18 protein-coding genes are annotated in these 20,323 nt (G+C 74.6%); 11 read left to right on the top strand and 7 right to left on the bottom strand.

The annotated features are described in order from the left end of the window. The first annotated feature begins 31 nt into the window (after positions 1–31). On the top strand, positions 32–1,207 hold the full coding sequence (locus ABZ493_RS14540) for a winged helix DNA-binding domain-containing protein (protein ID WP_430582853.1): 1,176 nt from the start codon (positions 32–34) through the stop codon (positions 1,205–1,207). Here ABZ493_RS14540 and ABZ493_RS14535 read toward each other — a convergent pair. Continuing rightward, complete coding sequence (locus tag ABZ493_RS14535) at positions 1,158–1,778, bottom strand: hypothetical protein (RefSeq protein WP_430582852.1); 621 nt, start codon at positions 1,776–1,778, stop codon at positions 1,158–1,160. The two genes, ABZ493_RS14540 and ABZ493_RS14535, sit on opposite strands and share 50 nt — an antisense overlap. Positions 1,779–2,050: 272 nt before the next feature. Between ABZ493_RS14535 and cimA the strand changes: the two genes are divergently transcribed. Then, on the top strand, positions 2,051–3,712 hold the full coding sequence (cimA, locus tag ABZ493_RS14530; RefSeq protein WP_430582851.1) for a citramalate synthase: 1,662 nt from the start codon (positions 2,051–2,053) through the stop codon (positions 3,710–3,712). 12 nt (positions 3,713–3,724) lie between these two features. Here cimA and ABZ493_RS14525 read toward each other — a convergent pair whose 3' ends face one another. Both ABZ493_RS14525 and ABZ493_RS14520 read right to left on the bottom strand, forming a co-directional pair. After that, positions 3,725–4,612: a MurR/RpiR family transcriptional regulator gene (locus ABZ493_RS14525; RefSeq protein WP_430582850.1), complete on the bottom strand. Its 888-nt coding sequence runs from the start codon at positions 4,610–4,612 to the stop codon at positions 3,725–3,727. After that, complete coding sequence (locus tag ABZ493_RS14520) at positions 4,609–5,667, bottom strand: BadF/BadG/BcrA/BcrD ATPase family protein (protein ID WP_430582849.1); 1,059 nt, start codon at positions 5,665–5,667, stop codon at positions 4,609–4,611. The genes ABZ493_RS14525 and ABZ493_RS14520 overlap by 4 nt, the downstream gene beginning before the upstream one ends. 91 nt (positions 5,668–5,758) lie before the next feature. Here ABZ493_RS14520 and ABZ493_RS14515 point away from each other — a divergent pair, with 91 nt between their 5' ends. From ABZ493_RS14515 to murQ, 7 genes are all read left to right on the top strand, one after another. Further along, positions 5,759–6,835 carry a lipoate--protein ligase family protein gene (locus tag ABZ493_RS14515; protein ID WP_430582848.1) on the top strand — a complete coding sequence of 359 codons (1,077 nt, stop codon included), beginning with the start codon at positions 5,759–5,761 and terminating at the stop codon, positions 6,833–6,835. Between the two features lie 337 nt (positions 6,836–7,172). After that, positions 7,173–8,477 (top strand): sugar ABC transporter substrate-binding protein, encoded by a 1,305-nt coding sequence (locus tag ABZ493_RS14510; RefSeq protein ID WP_430582847.1) that lies wholly within the window; start codon positions 7,173–7,175, stop codon positions 8,475–8,477. Positions 8,478–8,588: 111 nt separating this feature from the next. Next, a complete protein-coding gene (locus ABZ493_RS14505; RefSeq protein WP_430582892.1) occupies positions 8,589–9,452 on the top strand; it encodes a sugar ABC transporter permease in 864 nt (287 codons plus the stop codon). Next, positions 9,449–10,276: a carbohydrate ABC transporter permease gene (locus ABZ493_RS14500; protein ID WP_430582846.1), complete on the top strand. Its 828-nt coding sequence runs from the start codon at positions 9,449–9,451 to the stop codon at positions 10,274–10,276. Before ABZ493_RS14505 ends, ABZ493_RS14500 begins: the two co-directional genes overlap by 4 nt. Continuing rightward, positions 10,273–11,817, top strand: coding sequence for a glycoside hydrolase family 3 N-terminal domain-containing protein (locus ABZ493_RS14495; protein ID WP_430582845.1), 1,545 nt, complete (start codon positions 10,273–10,275; stop codon positions 11,815–11,817). The genes ABZ493_RS14500 and ABZ493_RS14495 overlap by 4 nt, the downstream gene beginning before the upstream one ends. Then, the gene (locus tag ABZ493_RS14490; RefSeq protein ID WP_430582844.1) at positions 11,814–13,082 is read left to right on the top strand and encodes an anhydro-N-acetylmuramic acid kinase; all 1,269 of its coding nucleotides are present in this window, start codon (positions 11,814–11,816) and stop codon (positions 13,080–13,082) included. Before ABZ493_RS14495 ends, ABZ493_RS14490 begins: the two co-directional genes overlap by 4 nt. Next, the gene (gene murQ / locus ABZ493_RS14485) at positions 13,079–14,053 is read left to right on the top strand and encodes an N-acetylmuramic acid 6-phosphate etherase (RefSeq protein ID WP_430582843.1); all 975 of its coding nucleotides are present in this window, start codon (positions 13,079–13,081) and stop codon (positions 14,051–14,053) included. Before ABZ493_RS14490 ends, murQ begins: the two co-directional genes overlap by 4 nt. Before the next feature lie 175 nt (positions 14,054–14,228). Here murQ and ABZ493_RS14480 read toward each other — a convergent pair whose 3' ends face one another. Beyond that, positions 14,229–15,002 (bottom strand): YggS family pyridoxal phosphate-dependent enzyme, encoded by a 774-nt coding sequence (locus ABZ493_RS14480; protein ID WP_430582842.1) that lies wholly within the window; start codon positions 15,000–15,002, stop codon positions 14,229–14,231. A gap of 121 nt (positions 15,003–15,123) precedes the next feature. On the opposite strand from ABZ493_RS14480, the gene ABZ493_RS14475 reads away from it, so the two are divergent. Continuing rightward, complete coding sequence (locus ABZ493_RS14475) at positions 15,124–15,522, top strand: YccF domain-containing protein (RefSeq protein ID WP_430582841.1); 399 nt, start codon at positions 15,124–15,126, stop codon at positions 15,520–15,522. A 28-nt stretch (positions 15,523–15,550) separates the two neighbouring features. Here the strand turns inward: ABZ493_RS14475 and ybaK are convergent, their stop codons facing one another. Next, on the bottom strand, positions 15,551–16,063 hold the full coding sequence (gene ybaK, locus ABZ493_RS14470) for a Cys-tRNA(Pro) deacylase (RefSeq protein WP_430582840.1): 513 nt from the start codon (positions 16,061–16,063) through the stop codon (positions 15,551–15,553). 31 nt (positions 16,064–16,094) lie between these two features. Between ybaK and ABZ493_RS14465 the strand changes: the two genes are divergently transcribed. Further along, positions 16,095–16,850 carry a sulfite exporter TauE/SafE family protein gene (locus ABZ493_RS14465; protein ID WP_430582839.1) on the top strand — a complete coding sequence of 252 codons (756 nt, stop codon included), beginning with the start codon at positions 16,095–16,097 and terminating at the stop codon, positions 16,848–16,850. Between the two features lie 11 nt (positions 16,851–16,861). Here ABZ493_RS14465 and ABZ493_RS14460 read toward each other — a convergent pair whose 3' ends face one another. Then, on the bottom strand, positions 16,862–17,350 hold the full coding sequence (locus ABZ493_RS14460; protein ID WP_430582838.1) for a hypothetical protein: 489 nt from the start codon (positions 17,348–17,350) through the stop codon (positions 16,862–16,864). A gap of 87 nt (positions 17,351–17,437) precedes the next feature. Then, positions 17,438–20,185: a DUF3516 domain-containing protein gene (locus ABZ493_RS14455; RefSeq protein WP_430582837.1), complete on the bottom strand. Its 2,748-nt coding sequence runs from the start codon at positions 20,183–20,185 to the stop codon at positions 17,438–17,440. Between the last annotated feature and the right edge of the window lie 138 nt (positions 20,186–20,323).

Raw genomic sequence — 20,323 nt, 5'->3', positions numbered from 1 at the left:
GCACGCCTGACGGGGAGGAGCCGTCGCCACGATGCCCACGCCGATCACGCTCGAGGAGCTGGGCCGCACCACGCTCGCGCGCCAGCAGCTGCTCGCCCGCTCCGACGACGGCGTCCCCGCCGTCGTCGGACGGGTGGGCGGCCTGCAGGCGCAGCACGCCGACATGCCGTACGTCGCGTTGTGGGCGCGGCGGGCCGGCCAGACGATCGGGGCGCTCGAGGAGGCCCTGACCGGCGGCGACGTGGTGAAGGCGACCGTCATGCGGTCCACCCTGCACGTGGTGCCGAGCGCGGACTGGCCCCTGCTCGACGCCGTCTCGGCGGAGCAGCGGCTGGCGGCCTGGCGGGCGAGCGCCCGACGGGCCGGCGTCGACCTCGCGGGCCTCAACGCCGCCGTACGCGCGTACTGCGCCGAGCCCCGCACGCTCGACGAGGTGGAGGGTTTCGCGGCCGAGCAGTACCCCGGGGTCGACGCCGTCGCGGCGATCCCGGGCGGCGTGAGCCGCGCGTGGTGGCGGCTCGCGAGCGCGGGCGGCGGCCTCGTGCACGTGCCGCCGAGCGGGTTGTGGGGCTCCCACGTCGCGGCGCGCTACCAGGACGGCGCGCGCTGGCTCGCCGACCGGGTGCCGCACCCGCTTCCCGCGCTCCCGCCCGACGAGGCGCGGGCCGGGGCCGTGGAGAAGTACCTGCGGGCCTTCGGGCCGGCGTCCGCGCGCGACGTCGCGCGCGGTGTGGGGATCCGCGGCGTGGGCGCGCTGAAGCGGGCGCTCGCGCTGCTGGACCTGCGGACGTACGAGGCGCCGGACGGCCGCGACCTGGTCGACCTGGCCGACGCCGACGTCGTGCCCGGGGACGTGCCCGCGCCGGTGCGGCTCCTGCCGCGCTGGGACCAGCTGCTCGTGGCGCTGGACGAGCGGTCGCGGATCGTCGACCCCGAGCACGCCGGGCTCGTCTACCGGCGCAACGCCGACGTGCTCCCCACCCTCTGGGTGGACGGCCGGGTCGCCGGCACCTGGACCCTGGACGTCGACGCCCGCCGTGCCACCGTGCACCTCGAGCCGTTCGGCGCAGACGCGTGGGCGCACCATCGTGAGGAGCTGGAGGCGGAGGCGGGCTCGTTGCTCGACCTCGCCGCGGCCGACGCGCCGGAACGCGAGATCACCTGGGCGGCTGAGGGCGCACGAGAGTCCGGCCGAGCACGCCGGTGAGCATCGCCGAGACGGCGACCCCCATCACGATCCACACGAAGGCGGTCACGACCGCCGAGGCGGCGTCGCCGGGGCCCGTGAACGCGAGGGCGGCGAGGATCACGGTGACCAGCGCGACCAGCCAGCCGAAGAACATCCGCGGTCGCGGCACGACACGGACGAGCAGCAGGAGCACCACGGCCGCGAGCAGGGCGAAGAGCGCGCCGGTCAGCGCCCAGGCCAGCCCCGGCGCGTCCGGCAGCACGCGGGACGGACCCAGCAGGCCGACGTCGAACGCGCTGTCGAAGACGACGGACGCGGCCAGGCCGAGCACGGCGCACACGACGACGGTCACGGCCGCCCCCGACCAGTAGCGGCCGCGGTCCAGCGCCAGCAGGCTGCGCGACGTCGGGGCCGGCGCGTCCCAGGCGTCCGCGGGCTCCGCCGTCGGCACCACGGACGGGGGCGGCGTGATGCCGCCCGGGGTCATGCCCGGGGTCATGCCCGGGGTCGCACCCGGGGTCGCACCCGGCGTCGACGCCGCGGGACCGCTCGGGTTCGTCGGGCCGCCTGGGGGCCGCGTGTCGGTCATCGGTGCTGCCTCCTGACGTCGGGACGGTGCCAGCCGACCACACCTCGGGTCCGGTCGCACGGGCGGGACGTCCGGTGCCACGCCGTGGACGGCCTGTCGGTGCGCCTCGCGGGTGTGGCACCATGTGGCCCATGACACGCCTCGCGCACCAGCGTCGCTCGCTCATCATTCCGTAGCGCGTCCGGCCACCCGCCGGACGCGCAGACCTTCCGTACCCCGGGGGGTCTTTTTTGTTGACCAGCACGCTCAGCTTCTGACCTGGGGAGTCCCGCATGACCGCCACCCCGTTCCACGTGTACGACACCACCCTGCGCGACGGCGCGCAGCAGGAGGGCATGAACCTCTCCGTGGCGGACAAGCTGGCGATCGCGCCGCTGCTGGACGAGCTGGGGGTCGGCTTCATCGAGGGCGGCTGGCCGGGCGCCGTGCCCAAGGACACCGAGTTCTTCCGCCGGGCGGCGAAGGAGCTGGAGCTGAAGAACGCGGTGCTCGCGGCGTTCGGCGCCACGCGCAAGGTGGGCACCCGCGCGTGGGACGACCCGCAGGTGCGAGCCCTGCTCGACTCCGAGGCGCCGGTCGTGACGCTGGTGGCGAAGTCGGACGTGCGGCACGTGGAGCGCGCGCTGCGCACCACCCCCGACGAGGGCCTCGCGATGGTCGCGGACACGGTCGCGTTCCTCGTGGGCGAGGGCCGCCGCGTCGTGGTGGACGCCGAGCACTTCTTCGACGGCTACCGGTTCGACCCGGTGTGGTCCCTGGCGGCGGCGGAGGCGGCGTTCGAGGCGGGCGCCGAGGTGGTCACGCTGTGCGACACGAACGGCGGCATGCTGCCGCACTGGGTGACCGACGTCGTGACCGAGGTGCGTGAGGCCCTGGGGCTGCCCCACGGGCGGGAGGCCGTCGCGGGGGACCGGCTGCTCGGCATGCACGCCCACAACGACTCGGGCTGCGCCGTCGCGAACACCCTCGCCGCCGTGTCGGCCGGGGCCTGGCACGTGCAGGGCACGGTCAACGGCTACGGCGAGCGCACGGGCAACGTGGACCTCGTCACCGTCGTCGCGAACCTCGAGCTCAAGCACGGCCTGCGCACGCTCGCGGGCGACGGCCTGGAGGAGGCGACGCGCATCGCGCACGCGGTCGCCGAGATCACCAACATCTCGCCGTACGCGCGCCAGCCCTACGTCGGGGCGAGCGCCTTCGCCCACAAGGCGGGCCTGCACGCGAGCGCGATCAAGGTCGACCCCGACCTGTACCAGCACATCGACCCCACCGCCGTCGGCAACGACATGCGCATGCTGGTGTCCGACATGGCCGGGCGCGCGTCGATCGAGCTCAAGGGCCGCGAGCTGGGCTACGACCTCAGCGGCCAGGGCGAGCTGCTCACCCGCGTCACGACGCGGGTCAAGGACGCCGAGGCGCAGGGCTACACCTTCGACGCCGCCGACGCGTCGTTCGAGCTGCTGCTGCGCGAGGAGCTCCTCGGCACGCGGCAGGCGTACTTCCGCGTCGAGAGCTGGCGGACCATCGTCGAGACCGTCGCCGGCGGGCCGGGTCACGACCCGGGTCATGACGCGGGGAGCAGGGACGCCGACGCGGTCGCCGAGGCGACGGTCAAGCTGCACGCGGGCGGAGAGCGCGTCGTCGCGACCGGCGAGGGCAACGGCCCCGTGAACGCCCTCGACCAGGCGCTGCGCAGCGCGCTCACCCGCGTCTACCCGCAGATCGAGAAGTTCGAGCTCATCGACTTCAAGGTGCGCATCCTCGACGCCCAGCAGGGCACCGACGCCACCACGCGCGTGCTGGTCGAGACGACGGACGGGCAGCACTCGTGGTCCACCGTGGGCGTGGGCCCGAACGTCATCGAGGCCGCGTGGGAGTCGCTCATCGACGCGTACGTGTACGGCCTCCTGCACGCGGGCGTCGAGGCGCGCTGACCCGGCGGGGCGTCAGCGCGTGCTGCGGCTGCCGTTCGTCAGGCGGTGCGGCCGGACGGCCTCGTACGTCGCCTTGAGGGCGGCCGTCGTCCGGTCGTAGCGGCGCTGCGCCACGCGGACGAAGAGGAAGTCGACGATCGCGAGCTGGGCGATGCGGCTCGACATGGCGCCGGAGCGGAACTGGGTCTCGCGCGCCGTCGTCGCGAGGACGACGTCGGCCACCTCGGCCAGGGGCGACGCCGGGAAGTTCGTCACGGCCACGGTGGTGGCGCCCGCGTCGCGCGCGAGGGTGAGCGCCTGGACGGTCTCCATGGTGGTGCCGGTGTGCGAGACCGCCACGGCGACGCAGCCCTCGTCCAGCAGCGCCGCGGACTGGAGCTGGCCGTGCAGGTCGACCGGGGCGAAGCAGGCGATGCCGATGCGGGTGAGCTTCTGGCCGAGGTCCTGCGCCGTGAGGCCGCTCGACCCGACGCCGTAGACGTCCACGCGGGGGGCGGACGCCACGGCCTCGACGGCGTGCTCCAGCGCGTCGAGGTCGAGCATGCGCGCCGTCTCCTCGATCGTCCGGGCCTCGTGGAAGGCGATCTTGGACACGACGTCGGTGGCGGTGTCGGTCCGGTTGATCTCCCCCTCGGCGATGCCGGAGCGCTCCAGCTCGACGGCGCGGCGGCTCGTGGCCTGCGCGAGGTCGATGCGGAACTCGGGGTAGCCGGCGTAGCCGACGGCGCGGCAGAACCGGACGACCGTCGCCTGCGACGTGCCCGCGCGCGCGGCGAGCTCGGTGATGGTGGCGCCGACGACGCCGGGCGGGTCGTCGAGCACGACCGCGGCGATCCGCGCCTCCGCGGGCCGCAGCGTGGGCAGCGCCTGGCGGAGCCTGACGAGGACGTCACCGTTCATGCGCGGTTCTCCTTCCCGGCGGTCGCCGGAGACGTGCGGGGGGTGGCACCGGTGGCACCGGTGGCACGGACGGTGAGCCACGTGTCGTGGGGTTCCACGAGGCCGCCGTCGCGCGGGTCGACGAGGGAGCGTGCGAGGCGCAGCGCGCCGTCGAGCGGGGTCCCGTCGGCGGGGACGACCCGCACGTCGGGGCGCAGGGCGGACAGCCGCGCCCTGAGCGGGGTGGTGACGGGGTCGCCGATCTGGAGCACGCCGCCCGTGACGGCCGCCAGCGGCGGGATGCCCGGCCGCAGCGCGGCGGCGAGGCTCTCCGCGAGGTGGGTGCCGGCGTCGTGCAGGATGGCGGTCGCGACGAGGTCGCCCGCGCGGGCGGCGTCGGCGACGGCGGGGGTGAAGGACGCGAGGACGTGCGCGCGGTCGGGGCGCCCGTACAGCGCGGCGGGCCAGCCCTCGACGGGGCCGAACCGTTCGAGCGCGGCGGCGAGCAGCGTGGGCGAGGCGGGCCCGGGGCGCCCGTCGTGGGTCGCGACCGCGGCGCGCAGGCCGTGCGCGCCGATCCACGAGCCGGAGCCGAGGTCGCCGAGCAGGTGGCCCCAGCCGTCGGCGCGGTGCCACCGGCGCCGCAGGTCGGTGGCGAGGACGATGGCTCCCGTGCCGACGGCGGCGACGGCGCCGGGCCGGCCGCCGAGGGCTCCGAGGTGCGCGGCGAGCGCGTCCGCGGCGACGGCCGTGGCGGAGGCGCCCGCGGCTCGCAGCACGCCGTGCACGGCGCCGGGGTCGGGCACGAGCGAGGGGAGGCCGGTGACCGACACTGCGGCTGCGGCGACGCGCAGTCCAGGCTGCCGCACCGCGAGGGCGTCCATCAGCTCGGCCACGACGTCTGCCGCGTCGCTCCCGGAGGCGGTGATGCGGACCGGGCGGCCGGTGAGCGTGATCGGCGCACCGGCCGGGTCGCCCGCTCCGTGCACGGGCGCGGCGACGAGGCGGGCGCCGCTGCCGCCGACGTCCACGGCGACGACGTGCTCGGGCGCGAGGGGGACGTCGGGGCCGGTCACGGGACCCAGTGTGGCAGCGATTTTCTCAGGCTGGGCAACTCACAAAAAGAATCTCGCCCACGCTGCTCCCTGGCACGGCTACCGTAAGGACGTGCATGGTGAGTACAAGGTTCCCGGTGGCAAGCTCGTGACGGTCGACCTCGACGTGCGCGACGGGTTGCTCGCCGACGTCAGGCTCAGCGGCGACTTCTTCCTCGAGCCCGACGACGCGCTGGAGGTCATCGACGCCGCCCTCGCCGGGCTGCCGCGGGAGACGTCCACGAGCGAGCTGGCCCGGGCGGTGGACGACGGGCTGCGGATCGCCGAGCAGGACGGCCGCGTGGCCGGCGCCGTGACGATGGTGGGCTTCGACGCCTGGGCGGTCGCGGTCGCGGTCCGCCGCGCCCTCGGGCTCGCCACCACGTGGGACGACCACACGTTCGAGGTGCTGCGCCCCGGCCCGCTGCCCCCGGCGACGCTCGCCGCCCTGGACCAGGTGCTCACCGAGGAGCTGGCCGAGGGGCGTCGCGGGCCCACGCTGCGGTTCTGGGACTGGAACGAGCGGGCCGTGTTCATCGGTTCGTTCCAGTCGCTGCGCAACGAGGTGGACCCGGCGGGCGTGCGCGAGCACGACGTCACGGTCGTGCGGCGCATCTCCGGCGGCGGCGCCATGTTCATGGAGGCCGGCAACTGCGTGACGTTCTCCCTGGTCGTGCCGGCGTCGCTCGTGGACGGCCTGTCGTTCGAGCAGTCGTACGCGTTCCTCGACTCGTGGGTGCTGGGCGCGCTGCACGACGTCGGCGTCGAGGCGTACTTCTCCGGCATGAACGACGTCGCGTCCCCGGCGGGCAAGCTCGCGGGCTCGGCGCAGAAGCGGCTGGCCGGCGGGGCCGTGCTGCACCACATGACGATGGCGTACGACATCGACAACGCGAAGATGCTCGAGGTGCTGCGCATCGGCCGCGAGAAGCTCTCCGACAAGGGCACCACGAGCGCCAACAAGCGCGTCGACCCGCTGCGGTCGCAGACCGGCATGTCGCGCGACGAGATCCTGGACGCCTTCGAGGCGCACTTCAAGGCCCACCACCGGACCGTGGACTCCGAGCTGCGGCCCGAGGAGCTGGCGCGCGCCGAGGAGCTGGTCCGCACGAAGTTCGCCGACCCGGCCTGGATCAACCGGGTGCCCTGAGCGCCGGCTCCGCCGCCTGCACCGCCCCCGTACCGACCGCGACGCGCCGACGAGGTCACCGTCGCGTCACGAATTGGTGCGGGGGCTTTCGTTATCCTGGTGCGGTCAGTTATCTTCCTCATGAAGCGATGCTCCGGAACTTCCTTTCAGGCCGGGGCGGCGCTCGCGATCACCACGGCGATCAGCACGACAAGCGAGACGACGACGTCACGCCGGACGACGAGGACGTCGACAGGACATGACCGCGAGGACGGCGCGCGACCGCGACAACGGCGGCGGTGCGTGCCACGGAGGGCGGCCCAGCGGCCGCCGGGGGAGGACGATGATGCGTCGAGAGATGTGGACCCGCAGGAACGTGGGGGCCGTGGCCACCGCGGCACTGGTGGCGCTCGGCGTCGCCGCGTGCGGCAGCGGAGGCTCCGGCGACGACGGCGGCGACGGGACCGTCGACGGCGAGGGCAAGACCCTCGACGTCTGGATCATGCAGGGCACGAACCCCAGCGCCGACGACTTCTTCGACGAGGTCGGTACCGCCTTCAAGGAGGAGACGGGCGCGGAGCTGAACGTCGAGTTCGTCGAGTGGGCGGACGCGCACGACCGGTTCGTCACGTCGATCGCCGGCCAGACCACGCCCGACGTGGCGGAGACCGGCACCACCTGGACGCCGGAGTTCGCCGACGCCGGCGCGCTCGCGCCGCTGGACGACTACATCGAGCAGGCCGGCCTGGGCGACGACCTCGTGGAGGGCCTCGTCGAGGCGGGCACCTACGACGGGCAGCTGTACGGCATGCCCTGGTACGCCGGCGTCCGCTCGCTCGTGTACAACACGGAGATCTTCGAGCAGGCCGGCGTCGAGCCGCCCACGACCTGGGCGGAGATCGAGTCGGCGGCCAAGGCCATCAAGGAGAAGTTCCCGGACAAGACGGCGGTCGCGGTGCCGGGCGACGCCGAGTTCACGGTGTACCCGTGGGTCTGGGGCGCGGGCGGCGAGGTCGCGACGCTCGACGGCGACACCTGGACGTCCGGGCTCGACAGCCCCGAGTCCCAGGAGGGCCTGAGCTTCTGGACCGGGCTGGCCGCGGACGGCTACTCGTCGGCCGGCGCCACGACCTGGCGCGAGACCGACGTGCTCGACGCGTTCGCCCAGGGCGACGTCGGCATGGCGATCATGGGCTCCTGGACCCCGGGCGCGATCGTCGAGGCGAACAAGGACATGGAGGGCAAGTTCGCGGCCGTCCCGATCCCCGGCAAGGACGGCGGGATGTCGCCGTCGGTGCTTGGCGGCTCGCACCTGTCCGTCTTCGAGACGGCGGAGGACAAGGACCTGGCCTTCGCCTTCGTGGAGCTCATGACCACCGGCGAGTTCGCCACCAAGTGGGGCGAGCAGGCCGGGTACTTCCCGGGCCAGACGTCGCTGCTCGACGAGACGCTGAAGAGCACCGACCCGCTCGTGGCGCCGTTCGCGAAGCAGTTCGTCGAGGGCGGCGCGTCCGTGCCGGTGTCGCCGAACTTCGGCGCCGTGCAGGCCAAGCTGACGACGAGCACGATGATGCAGTCGATCCTCTCCGGGAGCGAGGACGTCGCGACGGCCAGCACGAAGGCGGCCGACGAGATGACGTCGCTGCTCAACGGTGGCAGCTGACGGATGACGAGCACCCTCCCCGTGGCGGTCCCCGCCGGGCCCGGGCAGCAGCCCGGGTCCGGCGGGCGCCGCCCGCTCGGCAAGTCCCTGCTCGCGCGGGTGCGGCCGTGGATGCTGCTGACGCCCGCGCTGCTCGTGCTGGCGGTGCTGCTCCTGTGGCCGCTGGTGCGGGTCGGGCTGTTCTCGCTGCAGGACTACGGCCTGAAGGAGATCGTCTCCGGCGAGCCGAACTGGATCGGCCTCGGCAACTACGTCGAGGTGTTCACGTCGTCCCAGCTGTGGACGGTCGTGCTGCCGAACACCGTGGTCTTCGCGGTGCTGTCGGTGTCCTTCACGGTGATCTTCGGCACCGCGGTCGCCGTGCTGCTGGCCTCGCTCGGCCGCGTCTGGCGCACCATCGTGTCCAGCGCGATCATGGCGGCCTGGGCGATGCCCGCCGTCACCGGCACGTACGTGTGGGTCTGGATCTTCGACGCCGACCGCGGCGTGTTCAACCACGTCCTCCAGGCGCTCGGGCTGCAGGACGCGCCCGTCAACTGGTTCACCGACCGCTGGTCGTTCTACGCGATCGTGCTGCTCAACGTGGTGCACCACGGCTTCCCGTTCGTCGCCATCACGGTGCTCGCCGGCCTGCTCGGCGTGCCGAAGGAGCTCCTGGAGGCCGCGGAGATCGACGGCGCCGGCGCCTGGCGGCGCTTCTTCTCGGTGATCGTGCCGCAGCTCAAGCAGATCTTCGCCGTCGTGATCATCCTGTCGACCATCTGGGACTTCAAGGTCTTCGCGCAGGTCTACCTCATGCCCGGCGGCGCCGGCAGCAACCGCGAGGTGCTCAACCTGGGCGTCTGGTCGTACACCGAGTCGTTCGGGCAGAACCGGTACGGCTTCGGCGCCGCGATCGCGGTGCTGCTCACGCTGCTGCTGCTCGGCATCACCGTCGCCTACGTGCGCACGATCCTGAAGGAGGAGGAGCTGTGAGCCGCCCCCGGACCGCGACCCAGGTGGGCAAGGGGGTCGCCGTCGCGCTGCTCCTGGCGTTCACGCTCTTCCCGGCCTACTGGATGCTCGTCAGCGCGCTCGACGGCAAGGCGGGGCGCGGGTCGTCCTTCCTGCCTGCCGAGCCGACGCTCGAGCACTTCCAGTTCGTCCTCACCGACGGCGGGTTCGACGTCTTCCTGCGCAACTCGCTGCTCGTGGCGCTCGCGACCGTGCTCGTCTCGTCGCTGCTCGCCCTGCTCGCCTCCGTGGCGGTGGCGCGCTTCCGCTTCAAGCTCCGCACCCAGGTGCTCATGCTGGTGCTGATCGTGCAGATGGTGCCGCTCGAGGCGCTCGTCATCCCGCTGTTCGTCCAGGTGCGCAACCTCGACCTGCTCGGCACGCTCACCGGCCTGGTCGTCGTGTACGTGGCGCTCGCGCTGCCCTTCGGCATCTGGATGCTGCGCGGGTTCGTCGCCGCCGTGCCGGTGGAGCTCGAGGAGGCCGCCTACCTCGACGGCGCCACCTGGGGCCGGATGTTCCGCTCCATCCTGCTGCCGCTGGTCGCGCCCGGCCTCGTGGCCACGAGCATCTTCAGCTTCATCACGGCGTGGAACGAGTTCGTCTTCGCGATGACGCTGCTCGGCGGCGAGACGCAGAACTACACCGTCGCCATCGGCCTGCGGTCGTTCTTCGGGCAGCACTCCAACGACTGGGGCGCGATCATGGCGGCCTCGACGATCATCACCGTGCCCGTGATGATCTTCTTCATCGTCGTCCAGCGCCGGCTCGCGTCCGGGCTGACGTCCGGGGCGGTGAAGGGGTGAACGACGTCCGGCGGGCCGTGCACGGGGTGCTGCTGCCCGGGTTCACGGGCACCACGCCGCCCGCCTGGCTGCTCGACGCCGCACGCGACGGGCTCGCGGGAGTGGTGCTGTTCGCGCACAACACCCCGGACCTCGCGACGACGGCTGCGCTGACGGCGCGCCTGCACGAGGCCGCGCCCGACCTGCTGGTCGCGACAGACGAGGAGGGCGGCGACGTGTCGCGGCTGGAGGCCGCGGACGGCTCGTCGCTGCCCGGCGCCGCGGCGCTCGGTGCGGTGGACGACCTGCGCCTCACAGGGGCCGCGGGCGAGGCGCTCGGCCGCCTGCTCGCGGCCGCAGGCGTCGACCTCGACCTCGCGCCGGTGCTCGACGTCGACACGCCCGGCAACCCCGTGATCGGGGTGCGGTCCTTCGGCACGGACCCCGAGGCGGTCGCGCGGCACGGCGTCGCGTTCGCCCGCGGCCTGCAGAGCGGCGGCGTCGGCACGTGCGCCAAGCACTTCCCGGGCCACGGCTCCACGACCGTCGACTCGCACCTCGCGCTGCCGGTCGTGGAGGCCGACGCCCGGACCCTGCACGGTCGTGACCTCGTGCCGTTCGCCGCGGCGTTCGCGGGCGGTCCCGGCGATGAGGGCCCCGCGGCCGACGCTCTCATGACGGCGCACGTCGTCGTGCCCGCGCTCGGGCCCGCGCCGGCGTCCCTCGAGCCCGCGGTGGCGGCACTGGCCCGGGAGCTCGGCCACGCCGGGCCCATCGTCACCGACGCCCTCGACATGCGCGCCGTGTCCGACGGCGCGGACGTCGGCGAGGCGGCCGTGCGCGCGGTCCAGGGCGGCGCGGACCTGCTGTGCCTGGGCACGACGACGGGACGGGACGACGAGGCGCTGTTCCGCTCCGCCGCCGACGCCCTCGTGGCCGCGGTCGACGCCGGCCGGCTGAGCCCGGACCGGCTCGTCGCCTCGCGGCGTCGGACGGACGTCCTGGTGCGGCGGCTGCGCGCCCGGCGGGCGTCCGGCGCGCCGGTCGCGGCCGAGGAGGCGCTCGCCGCGCTCGCGGCCGTGGGGGCAGAGGCGGCTCGCCGGGCCGTGCGCGCCGTCGGCCCGCGTGCCGTGCTCGACGGCGCGCCCGACGTCGTCGACCTGCGGCTGCGGCTCGACCACGCGGCCGGGCGCACCGCGCAGCACGTGCAGCGCGCCGTCCTCGCCCGCTGGCCCGACGCCGTCGTGCATGCGGCGCTCGACGACGACGCCGTCGAGGCGCTGCGGCGCCCCGGCGCCGCGCGGCCCCTGGTCGTCGTCACGCGCGAACCGGCCCCGGGCGGGGCGGAGCACGCGCGGCTCGCGGAGCTGCAGGCGGCCCGCCCCGATCTCGTCGTCGTGCACACGGGCGTCCCGGCCGCGGGGGAGCGGTGGCTCGCCGCGCTCCCGGGCGGCCTGCCCGCGACCGTCCTGGCCTGCGGCACCGGCCGGGCCAACGCCGAGGCCGCCGTGTCGCTCCTCGCGGGAGACCGCGAGCCGGAACCCACGGAGGCGGCGCGATGATCGTCATCGGTATCTCGTCCGGCACCAGCGTCGACGCGATCGACGCTGCCGCAGCGGACCTCGACCTGCGCGCCGACGGCACGCTGTCCCTGCGCCCGCTGGGCCACGCCGAGTACGCCTGGCCCGACCACCTGCGCCGGCGCATCCTCGCGGCGCTGCCGCCCGCCACCGTCGACCTGGGCGAGGTGTGCCAGCTGGACACGCTCATCGGCCAGGAGCTCGGCGCCGCCGCCCGGCGCGCCGTCGACGACCTCGCCGGCGGCGACGCGGACCTCGTGGCGTCGCACGGGCAGACCCTGCACCACTGGGTGGTGGCGGGCCGCGCGCGCGGCACGCTCCAGCTCGGCAACCCGGCCTGGATCGCCGAGCGGACCCGACGGCCCGTGGCGAACGACTTCCGGGTGGCCGACGTGGCCGCGGGCGGGCAGGGCGCGCCGCTGGTGAGCGTGCTCGACGCGCTCTGGCTGGGGCACGACGGGCCCGCGGGCACGGCGTACACCGCGGCGATCAACGTGGGCGGCATCGCCAACGTGACCGTCGTGGGCGCGCACGACGAGCCCGTGCTCGGCTGGGACACCGGGCCCGGCAACTGCCTGCTCGACGCCGCCGTGCAGCGGCTCACCGGGCAGCCGTTCGACCGCGACGGGGAGCTCGCCGCCCGCGGCGTCGTCGACCCCGTGGCCCTGGACGCGCTGCTCGACGAGCCGTACTACGCGCTGCCCGTGCCGCGGTCCACGGGTCGCGAGCTCTACGACGCCGAGTACGTCGCGACGCACCTCGCCGCCGCCGGCGTGCGGGCCGACCGGCTCAGCACGCCCGACCTGCTCGCCACGCTCACCGAGCTCACCGCCGCCACCGTGGCGCGCTCGCTCGCGGACCACGCGCCGGGCGGCACCGTCGAGCGGGTCGTGATCTCCGGCGGCGGCGCCCGGAACCCGGTGCTGCGCGACCGGCTGCGCGCGCGGCTCCCGGCGGGCACCGCCCTCGTGACCGCGGACGACCTGGGCCTGCCGTCGGACGCCAAGGAGGCGTACCTCTTCGCGCTGCTCGGCTTCCTCGGCGTGCACGGGCTGCCGGGCACCGCCCCCGGCCCGCACCGGCGCCAGGCCACCGGCGCCCGGCGGCCGGTGGTGCTGGGGTCGCTCACGCCGCCGCACCCGCTGCCCGTGGGCGCCGTCGGCGGCCCGGTGCGGCGCCTCGCGCTCACCACCGCGCCGAGCGTCCTGACCACTGCGCGCGACCTGACGAGAGGAAGCACCCGATGAGCGGAGCGATCGTGCCCGACCCCGCCGTGCCCGCGGACGACGTCCCCCCGGACGACGTGCTCGTCGTCGCGCGCCTCGCCTCGCCGACGGAGGAACGCAACCCGCGCACCACCGACATCGACCTGCTGCCGCCCGCCGACGTCGTGCGCCTCATCATGGACGAGGACGCCGGCGTCGCGAGCGTGGTGCGCGCCGAGCGGTTCCGCGTCACGCAGGCCGTGGAGCTGGCGGTCGAGGCGATCCGGGCCGGCGGCCGCGTGCACTACGTGGGCGCGGGGACGTCCGGGCGCCTCGGCGTGCTGGACGCCGTCGAGCTGCTGCCCACGTACGGCGTCGGGCCCGAGTGGTTCGACGCGCACCTCGCGGGCGGGCCCGACGCGATGACCGTCTCGGTCGAGGGCGCCGAGGACGACGCCGAGGCCGGCCGGCGCGACCTGGACCACGTCGGCCCGCACGACCTCGTCGTCGGGCTCGCGGCCAGCGGCCGCACCCCGTACGTCGGCGGGGCGCTCGACCTCGCCCGCGAGCGCGGAGCCCGCACCGCGCTCGTCAGCGCCAACCCGGCCGCGCCGCTGGCCGACCTGGCCGACGTCGCGATCCTGCTCGACACGGGCCCCGAGGCCGTCACGGGCTCCACGCGGATGAAGGCCGCCACCGCGCAGAAGATCGTGCTCAACACGTTCTCGACCGCCACGATGATCCGGCTCGGCAAGACGTACTCGAACCTCATGGTCGACGTCCGCGCGTCCAACGCCAAGCTCCGCGCCCGCCTCGTGCGGCTGCTGAGCCAGGCGACCGGCCTCGAGCCGGAGGTCTGCGCGCCCGTGCTCGCCGACGCCGGCGGGGACGTGCAGGTCGCGCTGGTCATGCTGCTGGCCGGAGTCGAGGTCGAGCACGCGCGCACCGCTCTGGCCGGCGGCGGCGGCGTCCGCGGCGCGCTCGCACGTCTCGGCGCCGCCCCGCCGAGGTAGTCCGAAACCTGCCGAGGTAGTCCGAAACCTGCCGAGGTAGTCCAAGACCTGCCGAGGTAGTCGCCGAGCCCGCGAGGTAGTTCGGACAAGAAGGACAACTCGTGCAGATCGCGCCCAGTCTGGGTGCGGCTCGGACTACCTCGGCGCGAGCTGGACTACCTCGGCAGGTCTTGGACTACCTCGCGGGGGTGGGGCGCGCGCCGAAGACGGCGGTGCCGACGCGGACGACGGTCGCGCCCTCGGCGACGGCGAGCTCGAGGTCGCCGGTCATGCCCATCGAGAGCTCGCGCGCGCCGCTCGTCCCCGGCGCCCCGCTGGCGAGGACGTCGTCGCGTACCGCGCGCAGCCGGGCGAAGCCGGCCCGCACGAGCGCCTCGTCGCGACGTTCGTCCAGGCGCGCGCCGATCGTCATGAACCCCGTCAGGCGCAGGCCTGGCATCGCGGCGACGTCGACGGCGAGCGCCGCCGCGTCCTCGGGCGCGACGCCGGACTTGCTCTCCTCGCCGGAGACGTTGACCTGCACCAGCACGTCGAGGGTGCGGCCGTCGCGCTCGCACCGCGTCGACAGGGCGCTCGCGAGGGCGAGGGAGTCCACGGAGTCGACAGCCGTGGCGGCGCCGAGCACCTGGTTGACCTTGTTCTTCTGCAGGTGGCCGATGAGGTGCGCCTCGACCCGCCCCGCGGCGACGAGGTCCGCGAGGGCGGGCGCCTTCGCGACGAGCTCCTGGACCCGGTTCTCGCCGACCAGCACCGGCCGGTCGTCGCTCGCGGCGGCGGCGAGGTCGAGCGCCGCCCGCACGCCGGCGAGCACGGTCTCGGCGTCCTGCGTCTTGGTGGCGAGCAGGACGCGCACCTCGCGCGGGTCGCGGCCGGCGGCGCGCGCCGCGTCGGCGACGCGGTCGTGGACGGTGGCCAGGCGTGCGGGGATCCCGGGACACTCGGTGGGCATGGGCGCCAGTCTACGAACGCCGCCGGCGGTACCGGGACGTGACCGACGTCGCACCGGCCCAGGGTCGCCTCAGGGGCATCCCGGGTGGTGCCGCGGCGGCCGGGGCGGCGAGGATGGTCGGGTGAAGGCCCTGCTCAACATCATCTGGCTCGTCTTCGGCGGCTTCTGGCTCGCGCTCGGCTATGCCGCCGCGGGCATCCTGTGCTGCATCACGATCGTCGCGATCCCGTGGGGCATCGCCTCGTTCCGTATCGCGGGCTACGCGCTGTGGCCGTTCGGCCGCACGGTCGTCGACAAGCCGGGCGCCGGCGGCTGGTCCGTGCTGGGCAACATCATCTGGATCGTCTTCGCTGGCATCTGGCTCACCATCGGGCACATCACGACGGCCGTCGCCCAGGCGATCACGATCATCGGCATCCCGCTGGCGATCGCGAACATCAAGATGATCCCGGTCTCGCTGCTGCCGCTCGGCAAGGACATCGTGCCCAGCGACGCCCGCTACCCGACCTACCAGCACTGACGCCGCACCGACCTCGCGACGCCGTGGCTCAGGCGCGGCCGATCGGCGCCGTCGTCCCACCCGTGAGACGCAGCAGGTCGTCCGGCGCGAGCGACACGTCCAGCCCGCGGCGCCCGCCGGACACGTAGACGACGTCGAAGCGTGCCGCGGACTCGTCGAGCACGGTCGCGTGCCGCTGCTTCTGCCCGAGCGGCGAGATGCCGCCCACCACGTAGCCGGTGGCGCGCTGCGCCGCCGCAGGGTCCGCCATCGCCGCCCGCTTGCCGCCGACGGCGCGGGCCAACGCCTTGAGGTCGAGGCTGCCGTCCACGGGCACGATGCCGACGACGAGCCGTCCGTCGACGTCCGCGAGGAGCGTCTTGAACACCTGGGCCGGGTCCGCGCCGAGCGCCTCGGCCGCCTCCAGGCCGTAGCTCAGGTCCGAGGCCGGGTCGTGCTCGTAGGTGTGCAGGTCGTAGGCCACGCCGGCGCGGTCGAGCGCGACGACCGCCGGCGTCCCGTGCGAGGCGTGCGGCTTGTTCTTCGACACCTTCTTCGACACGCCGCCGATTGTGCCTGAGTAGGGTGGTGCGGTGCTCCTCCTTCTCGTCCTCGCGATCCTGGTGGGAGGGGCTCTCCAACGGGTCACCGGCATGGGCTTCGGGCTCGTCGCCGGGCCGTTCATCGTGCTCCTGGTGGGCCCGCTCGAGGGCGTGCTCTTCGTGAACCTGGCCGGCGCCATCGCCTCCGCGCTCATCCTGGGCCGGGTCGCGCGGGACGTGGACTGGCGGCGGTACGCCTGGCTGGCCGTCACGTCGGTGGCCGTCATGGTCCCCGCCGCGCTGCTGCTGCGCGACGCGAGCCGCGCGGCGCTGGAGGTCGCCGTCGGGGCGCTGGTCGTCGTCGCCATGACGCTCGCCGTGGTCACGACCCGGTTGCGTCGGGGCGGCCGTCACCCGGTGCGGCCGGAGGCGCGTGCGCCGCTCGTCGTCACGGGCGTCGCCAGCGGGGTGGGCAGCGTGGCCGCGGGCATCGGCGGCCCGCCCGTGGCGATCTACTCCGTGCTCAGCGGCTGGGACCCGCGCGGGTTCGCCGCGACGGCGCAGCCGTTCTTCGCCACCAACGCGCTCGCCGCGCTGGTCGCCAAGCTGACTCTCACCGACGCGACCTTCCCGCCCTTCGCCGCCTGGCAGTGGATCGTCGTCCTGGCCGCGATCGTGGCCGGCCTGGTCGTCGGCGACTGGCTCACCCCGCGTGTCCCCGCCGCGGCCGTCCGGCGTGGCCTGATCGTGCTCGCGTACGTCGGGGGCGTCGCGACCCTCGCCCAGGGGCTGGCGCACCTGGGCTGAGGCGGGTGGGCTCAGACCGGCCGGTCGCCGTCGTCCCGACGCGGGACGTCGGTGGACCCGTCCGCCGGGCCGTCCGCCGGACCGTCCGCGCGGTGCTCGGGGGCGTGCCGCCCGGGCGTCCCGGGTTCGTCCCCTCGGTCGGGGTCCAGCTCGTCCGCGCGGCGCAGGCGCTCGTCGACGTCGGCGCGATGCTCGTCGAGGCTCGCGTCGCGGCGACGGGCCTCCTCCTGCAGGCGCGCCGCCTCGGCGGCCTTCTGGTCGGCCTCGGCCTGGGACATCCGGGCCTCGGCGTCGAGCTTCGCGGCCGCCGCCTCGCGCTCCTGCACCGCGATCCGGTCGTGCTCCGCCTGCCGGCGCAGCTCGGCGGCCTCGTCGCGCCGTTCCTCGCGCCGGCGCGCCTCGGCGGCCCGCGACCGGCGGGCGAGCGCCACCGCGACGAGCACGAGGACCAGCACCACGACGACGGCGACGACGATCCAGACGATGGTCGAGGTGTCCACGGCGGGCTCCTGACGTCGGGGGAGCCGGGTCGGCGCCCTGCCTCGATCACACGGCCGACCCCGGATGCTTGCAACCGCCGCGGGCCCTCAGATCCGGCCGACGTCCACCACCGTGAGCGCGACGGCCCCGGCCTCGTCGCTCGCGGCCAGGTCGACGACGGCGGTGACCGCCCAGTCGTGGTCGCCGTCGGCGTCGTCGAGCACCTGCCGCACCCACCACGTGCCGGCGGGCACCTCGGCCACCTCGACGCCGTCGCGCGTGGTCGTGGTCGCGCCGCCGGGCAGCTCGGCGCCCGGCTCGAGGATGGTCAGCAGCCCGGCCGCGCGGGCGGCGGGGCCGATGCCGACGGCGTCGTCGCCCTGCGCCTCGAACAGGGGGTCGAGAGCGGCGGCCCAGGCGTCGCCGTCCCAGCCGTGCGCGCCGTCGAGCGCCCCGAGCCCGTCGTAGTCCTCGCGGGCGGCGAGCTCGACGCGGCGGAAGGTGGCGTTGCGCACCAGGCGGCGGAACGCGCGCGGGTTGCCGGTCACGGGCCGCGCCGGCGCCTCCGCGCCCGCCTCGGCGAGCTCGCCCTCGACGACGAGGTCGGCGTCGTCGTCGACGGGGTTCTGCAGCCGCTCCCACTCGTCGAGCAGCGACGAGTCGACGCCGCGCACGAGCTCGCCGAGCCACTCGACGACCTCCTGCACCTCCTCGGTGCGGTGCTCCTCCGGCACCACCTGGCGCAGCGCGCGGTAGGCGTCGGCGAGGTAGCGCAGCACCACGCCCTCGGTGCGTTCCAGCCCGTACACGCTGACCAGCTCGGCGAACGTCATGGCTTGCTCGAGCATGTCGCGCACCACGGACTTGGGCGCGAGCTCGGCGTCGGCCACCCACGGGTTGGACCGCTTGTACGTGGTGAACGCGGGCTCGAGCAGGTCCGCGAGCGGCCGCGGCCACGTGACGTCCTCGAGCGCCTCCATCCGCTCCTCGTACTCCATGCCCTCGGCCTTCATCGCCGCGACCGCCTCGCCCTTCGCCTTGGACTGCTGGGCGTAGAGGATCTGGCGCGGGTCGTCCAGGGTCGCCTCGATGACGGAGACGACGTCGAGCACGTGGGTGGGGCTCTCGACGTCGAGCAGGTCCATCGCGGCGAGGGCGAACGGCGACAGCGGCGCGTTGAGCGCGAAGTCGCGCGGCAGGTCGACGACGAGCCGCACGCTGGGGCGGTACCCGACGGGGCGCGCCGGGTCGGGCACGCGCACCTTCTCGACGACGCCCGCGACGCGCAGCGAGCGGTAGATGCGGAACGTCTGGCGCACGTGCTTCGCCTGCTGCGCCTCGGTGTCGTGGTTCGCGGTGAGCAGGTGGCGCATGGCCTCGACGGGGTCGCCGCCCGAGCCCGCGGCGTCCCGCGCCAGCACGTTGAGCACCATGGCGTGGTTGACGTGGAACTGGCTGGTCAGGGGCTCGGGGTCCGCGTCGCGCAGCCGCTCGAACGTGGAGTCCGTCCAGTTCACGGCGCCGGCGGGCGCCTTCTTGCGCACCACCTTCTTGAGCTTCTTCGGGTCGTCGCCGGCCTTGGCGAGCAGCTTGCGGTTCTCGATGACGTGCTCGGGCGCCATGACGAGCACCTCGCCCACGGTGTCGAAGCCCGCGCGCCCGGCACGGCCGGAGATCTGGTGGAACTCGCGCGCGGTGAGGTGGCGCATGCGCTCGCCGTCGTACTTCACGAGCGACGTCATGAGGACGGTGCGGATCGGCACGTTGATGCCCACGCCGAGGGTGTCGGTGCCGCAGACCACCTTGAGCAGGCCGCGCTGGGTGAGCCGCTCCACGAGGCGGCGGTACTTCGGCAGCATCCCGGCGTGGTGCACGCCGATGCCCGCGCGCAGGAACTTGCTCAGCGTCTTGCCGAAGCCCGTGCCGAACCGGAACGCGCCGATCTCGGCCGCGATGGCGGCCTTCTCGTCCTTGGAGGCGAGGCTCGTGGACAGCAGCGCCTGGGCGCGCTCGACGGCGTCCTTCTGCGTGAAGTGCACGACGTAGACGGGGGCGCGGTGCGTCGTGACGAGCTCGGCGATGACGTCGGTGAGCGGCTCGACGACGTAGGAGAAGGTCAGCGGCACCGGACGCTCGGCGCCCGCGACCTCCGCCACGGGGCGGCCGCTGCGCTCCTCGAGGTCCTCGCGCAGCCGGGTGGTGTCGCCGAGGGTGGCGGACATCAGCAGGAACTGCGTGCGCGGCAGCTCCAGCAGCGGCACCTGCCACGCCCAGCCGCGCTGCCGGTCGCCGTAGAAGTGGAACTCGTCCATGACGACCTGGGCGATGGCGTCGTCGCCGGCCGTGCCGTCCGCGCCGACGCCGTCGTCGTCGGCCCCGCGCCGCAGGGCGAGGTTGGCGAGGATCTCCGCGGTGCAGCAGATGATCGGGGCGTCGGCGTTGACGGCGGAGTCGCCGGTCATCATGCCCACGTTGCGCGACCCGAACGCGGCGACGAGGTCGAAGAACTTCTCGCTGACCAGCGCCTTCAGCGGAGCGGTGTAGAACGTGCGCCCGCCCCGGCCCGACCGGCGGTTCGCGAGCGCCGCGAACTGCGCGCCCATCGCGACCATCGACTTGCCCGACCCCGTGGGCGTCGCCAGCACCACGTGCGAGCCCGTCATGAGCTCGAGCAGCGCCTCCTCCTGGTGCGGGTACAGCGGCCGGCCGGTGCCGGTGGCCCACTCGCCGAAACCCTCGAAGAGGACGTCGGGGTCCGGCGCGCCGCCGGTGGGGGCGGGCAGGTACGGCAGCAGCGTGCCGGCGGGGCGGGGGGTGGGGGTGGTCTCGGTGGGGGTGCCGGTCGGGGAAGTCATGGTCGGACCATTCTTCCAGGCGCTCGAGAGCGCGGCAGTTCCTCAGCAGCCGGCGTCACGCCGCGGGTCGTCGTCTCGTCCGTCGACGAGCCTGCCGTGCTCGACGCCGCGCGCGCCGGGTTCGGCGGCGACCTCGAG

Origin of the sequence: Isoptericola sp. NPDC019482, assembly GCF_040632295.1 — a bacterium.
Lineage (GTDB): Bacteria > Actinomycetota > Actinomycetes > Actinomycetales > Cellulomonadaceae > Isoptericola.
The sequence above is the reverse complement of the archived record's forward strand: the minus strand, read 5'-3'. Positions and strand labels throughout refer to the sequence as shown.

Coding starts and splice junctions, on each gene's coding strand:
- ABZ493_RS14510 (WP_430582847.1), top strand. CDS start 7,173: ATGTGGACCCGCAGGAACGTGGGGGCCGTGGCCACCGCGGCACTGGTG.
- murQ (WP_430582843.1), top strand. CDS start 13,079: ATGAGCGGAGCGATCGTGCCCGACCCCGCCGTGCCCGCGGACGACGTC.
- ABZ493_RS14540 (WP_430582853.1), top strand. CDS start 32: ATGCCCACGCCGATCACGCTCGAGGAGCTGGGCCGCACCACGCTCGCG.
- ABZ493_RS14525 (WP_430582850.1), bottom strand. CDS start 4,612: ATGAACGGTGACGTCCTCGTCAGGCTCCGCCAGGCGCTGCCCACGCTG.
- ABZ493_RS14455 (WP_430582837.1), bottom strand. CDS start 20,185: ATGACTTCCCCGACCGGCACCCCCACCGAGACCACCCCCACCCCCCGC.
- ABZ493_RS14490 (WP_430582844.1), top strand. CDS start 11,814: ATGATCGTCATCGGTATCTCGTCCGGCACCAGCGTCGACGCGATCGAC.
- cimA (WP_430582851.1), top strand. CDS start 2,051: ATGACCGCCACCCCGTTCCACGTGTACGACACCACCCTGCGCGACGGC.
- ABZ493_RS14535 (WP_430582852.1), bottom strand. CDS start 1,778: ATGACCGACACGCGGCCCCCAGGCGGCCCGACGAACCCGAGCGGTCCC.
- ABZ493_RS14505 (WP_430582892.1), top strand. CDS start 8,589: ATGCTGCTGACGCCCGCGCTGCTCGTGCTGGCGGTGCTGCTCCTGTGG.
- ABZ493_RS14480 (WP_430582842.1), bottom strand. CDS start 15,002: ATGCCCACCGAGTGTCCCGGGATCCCCGCACGCCTGGCCACCGTCCAC.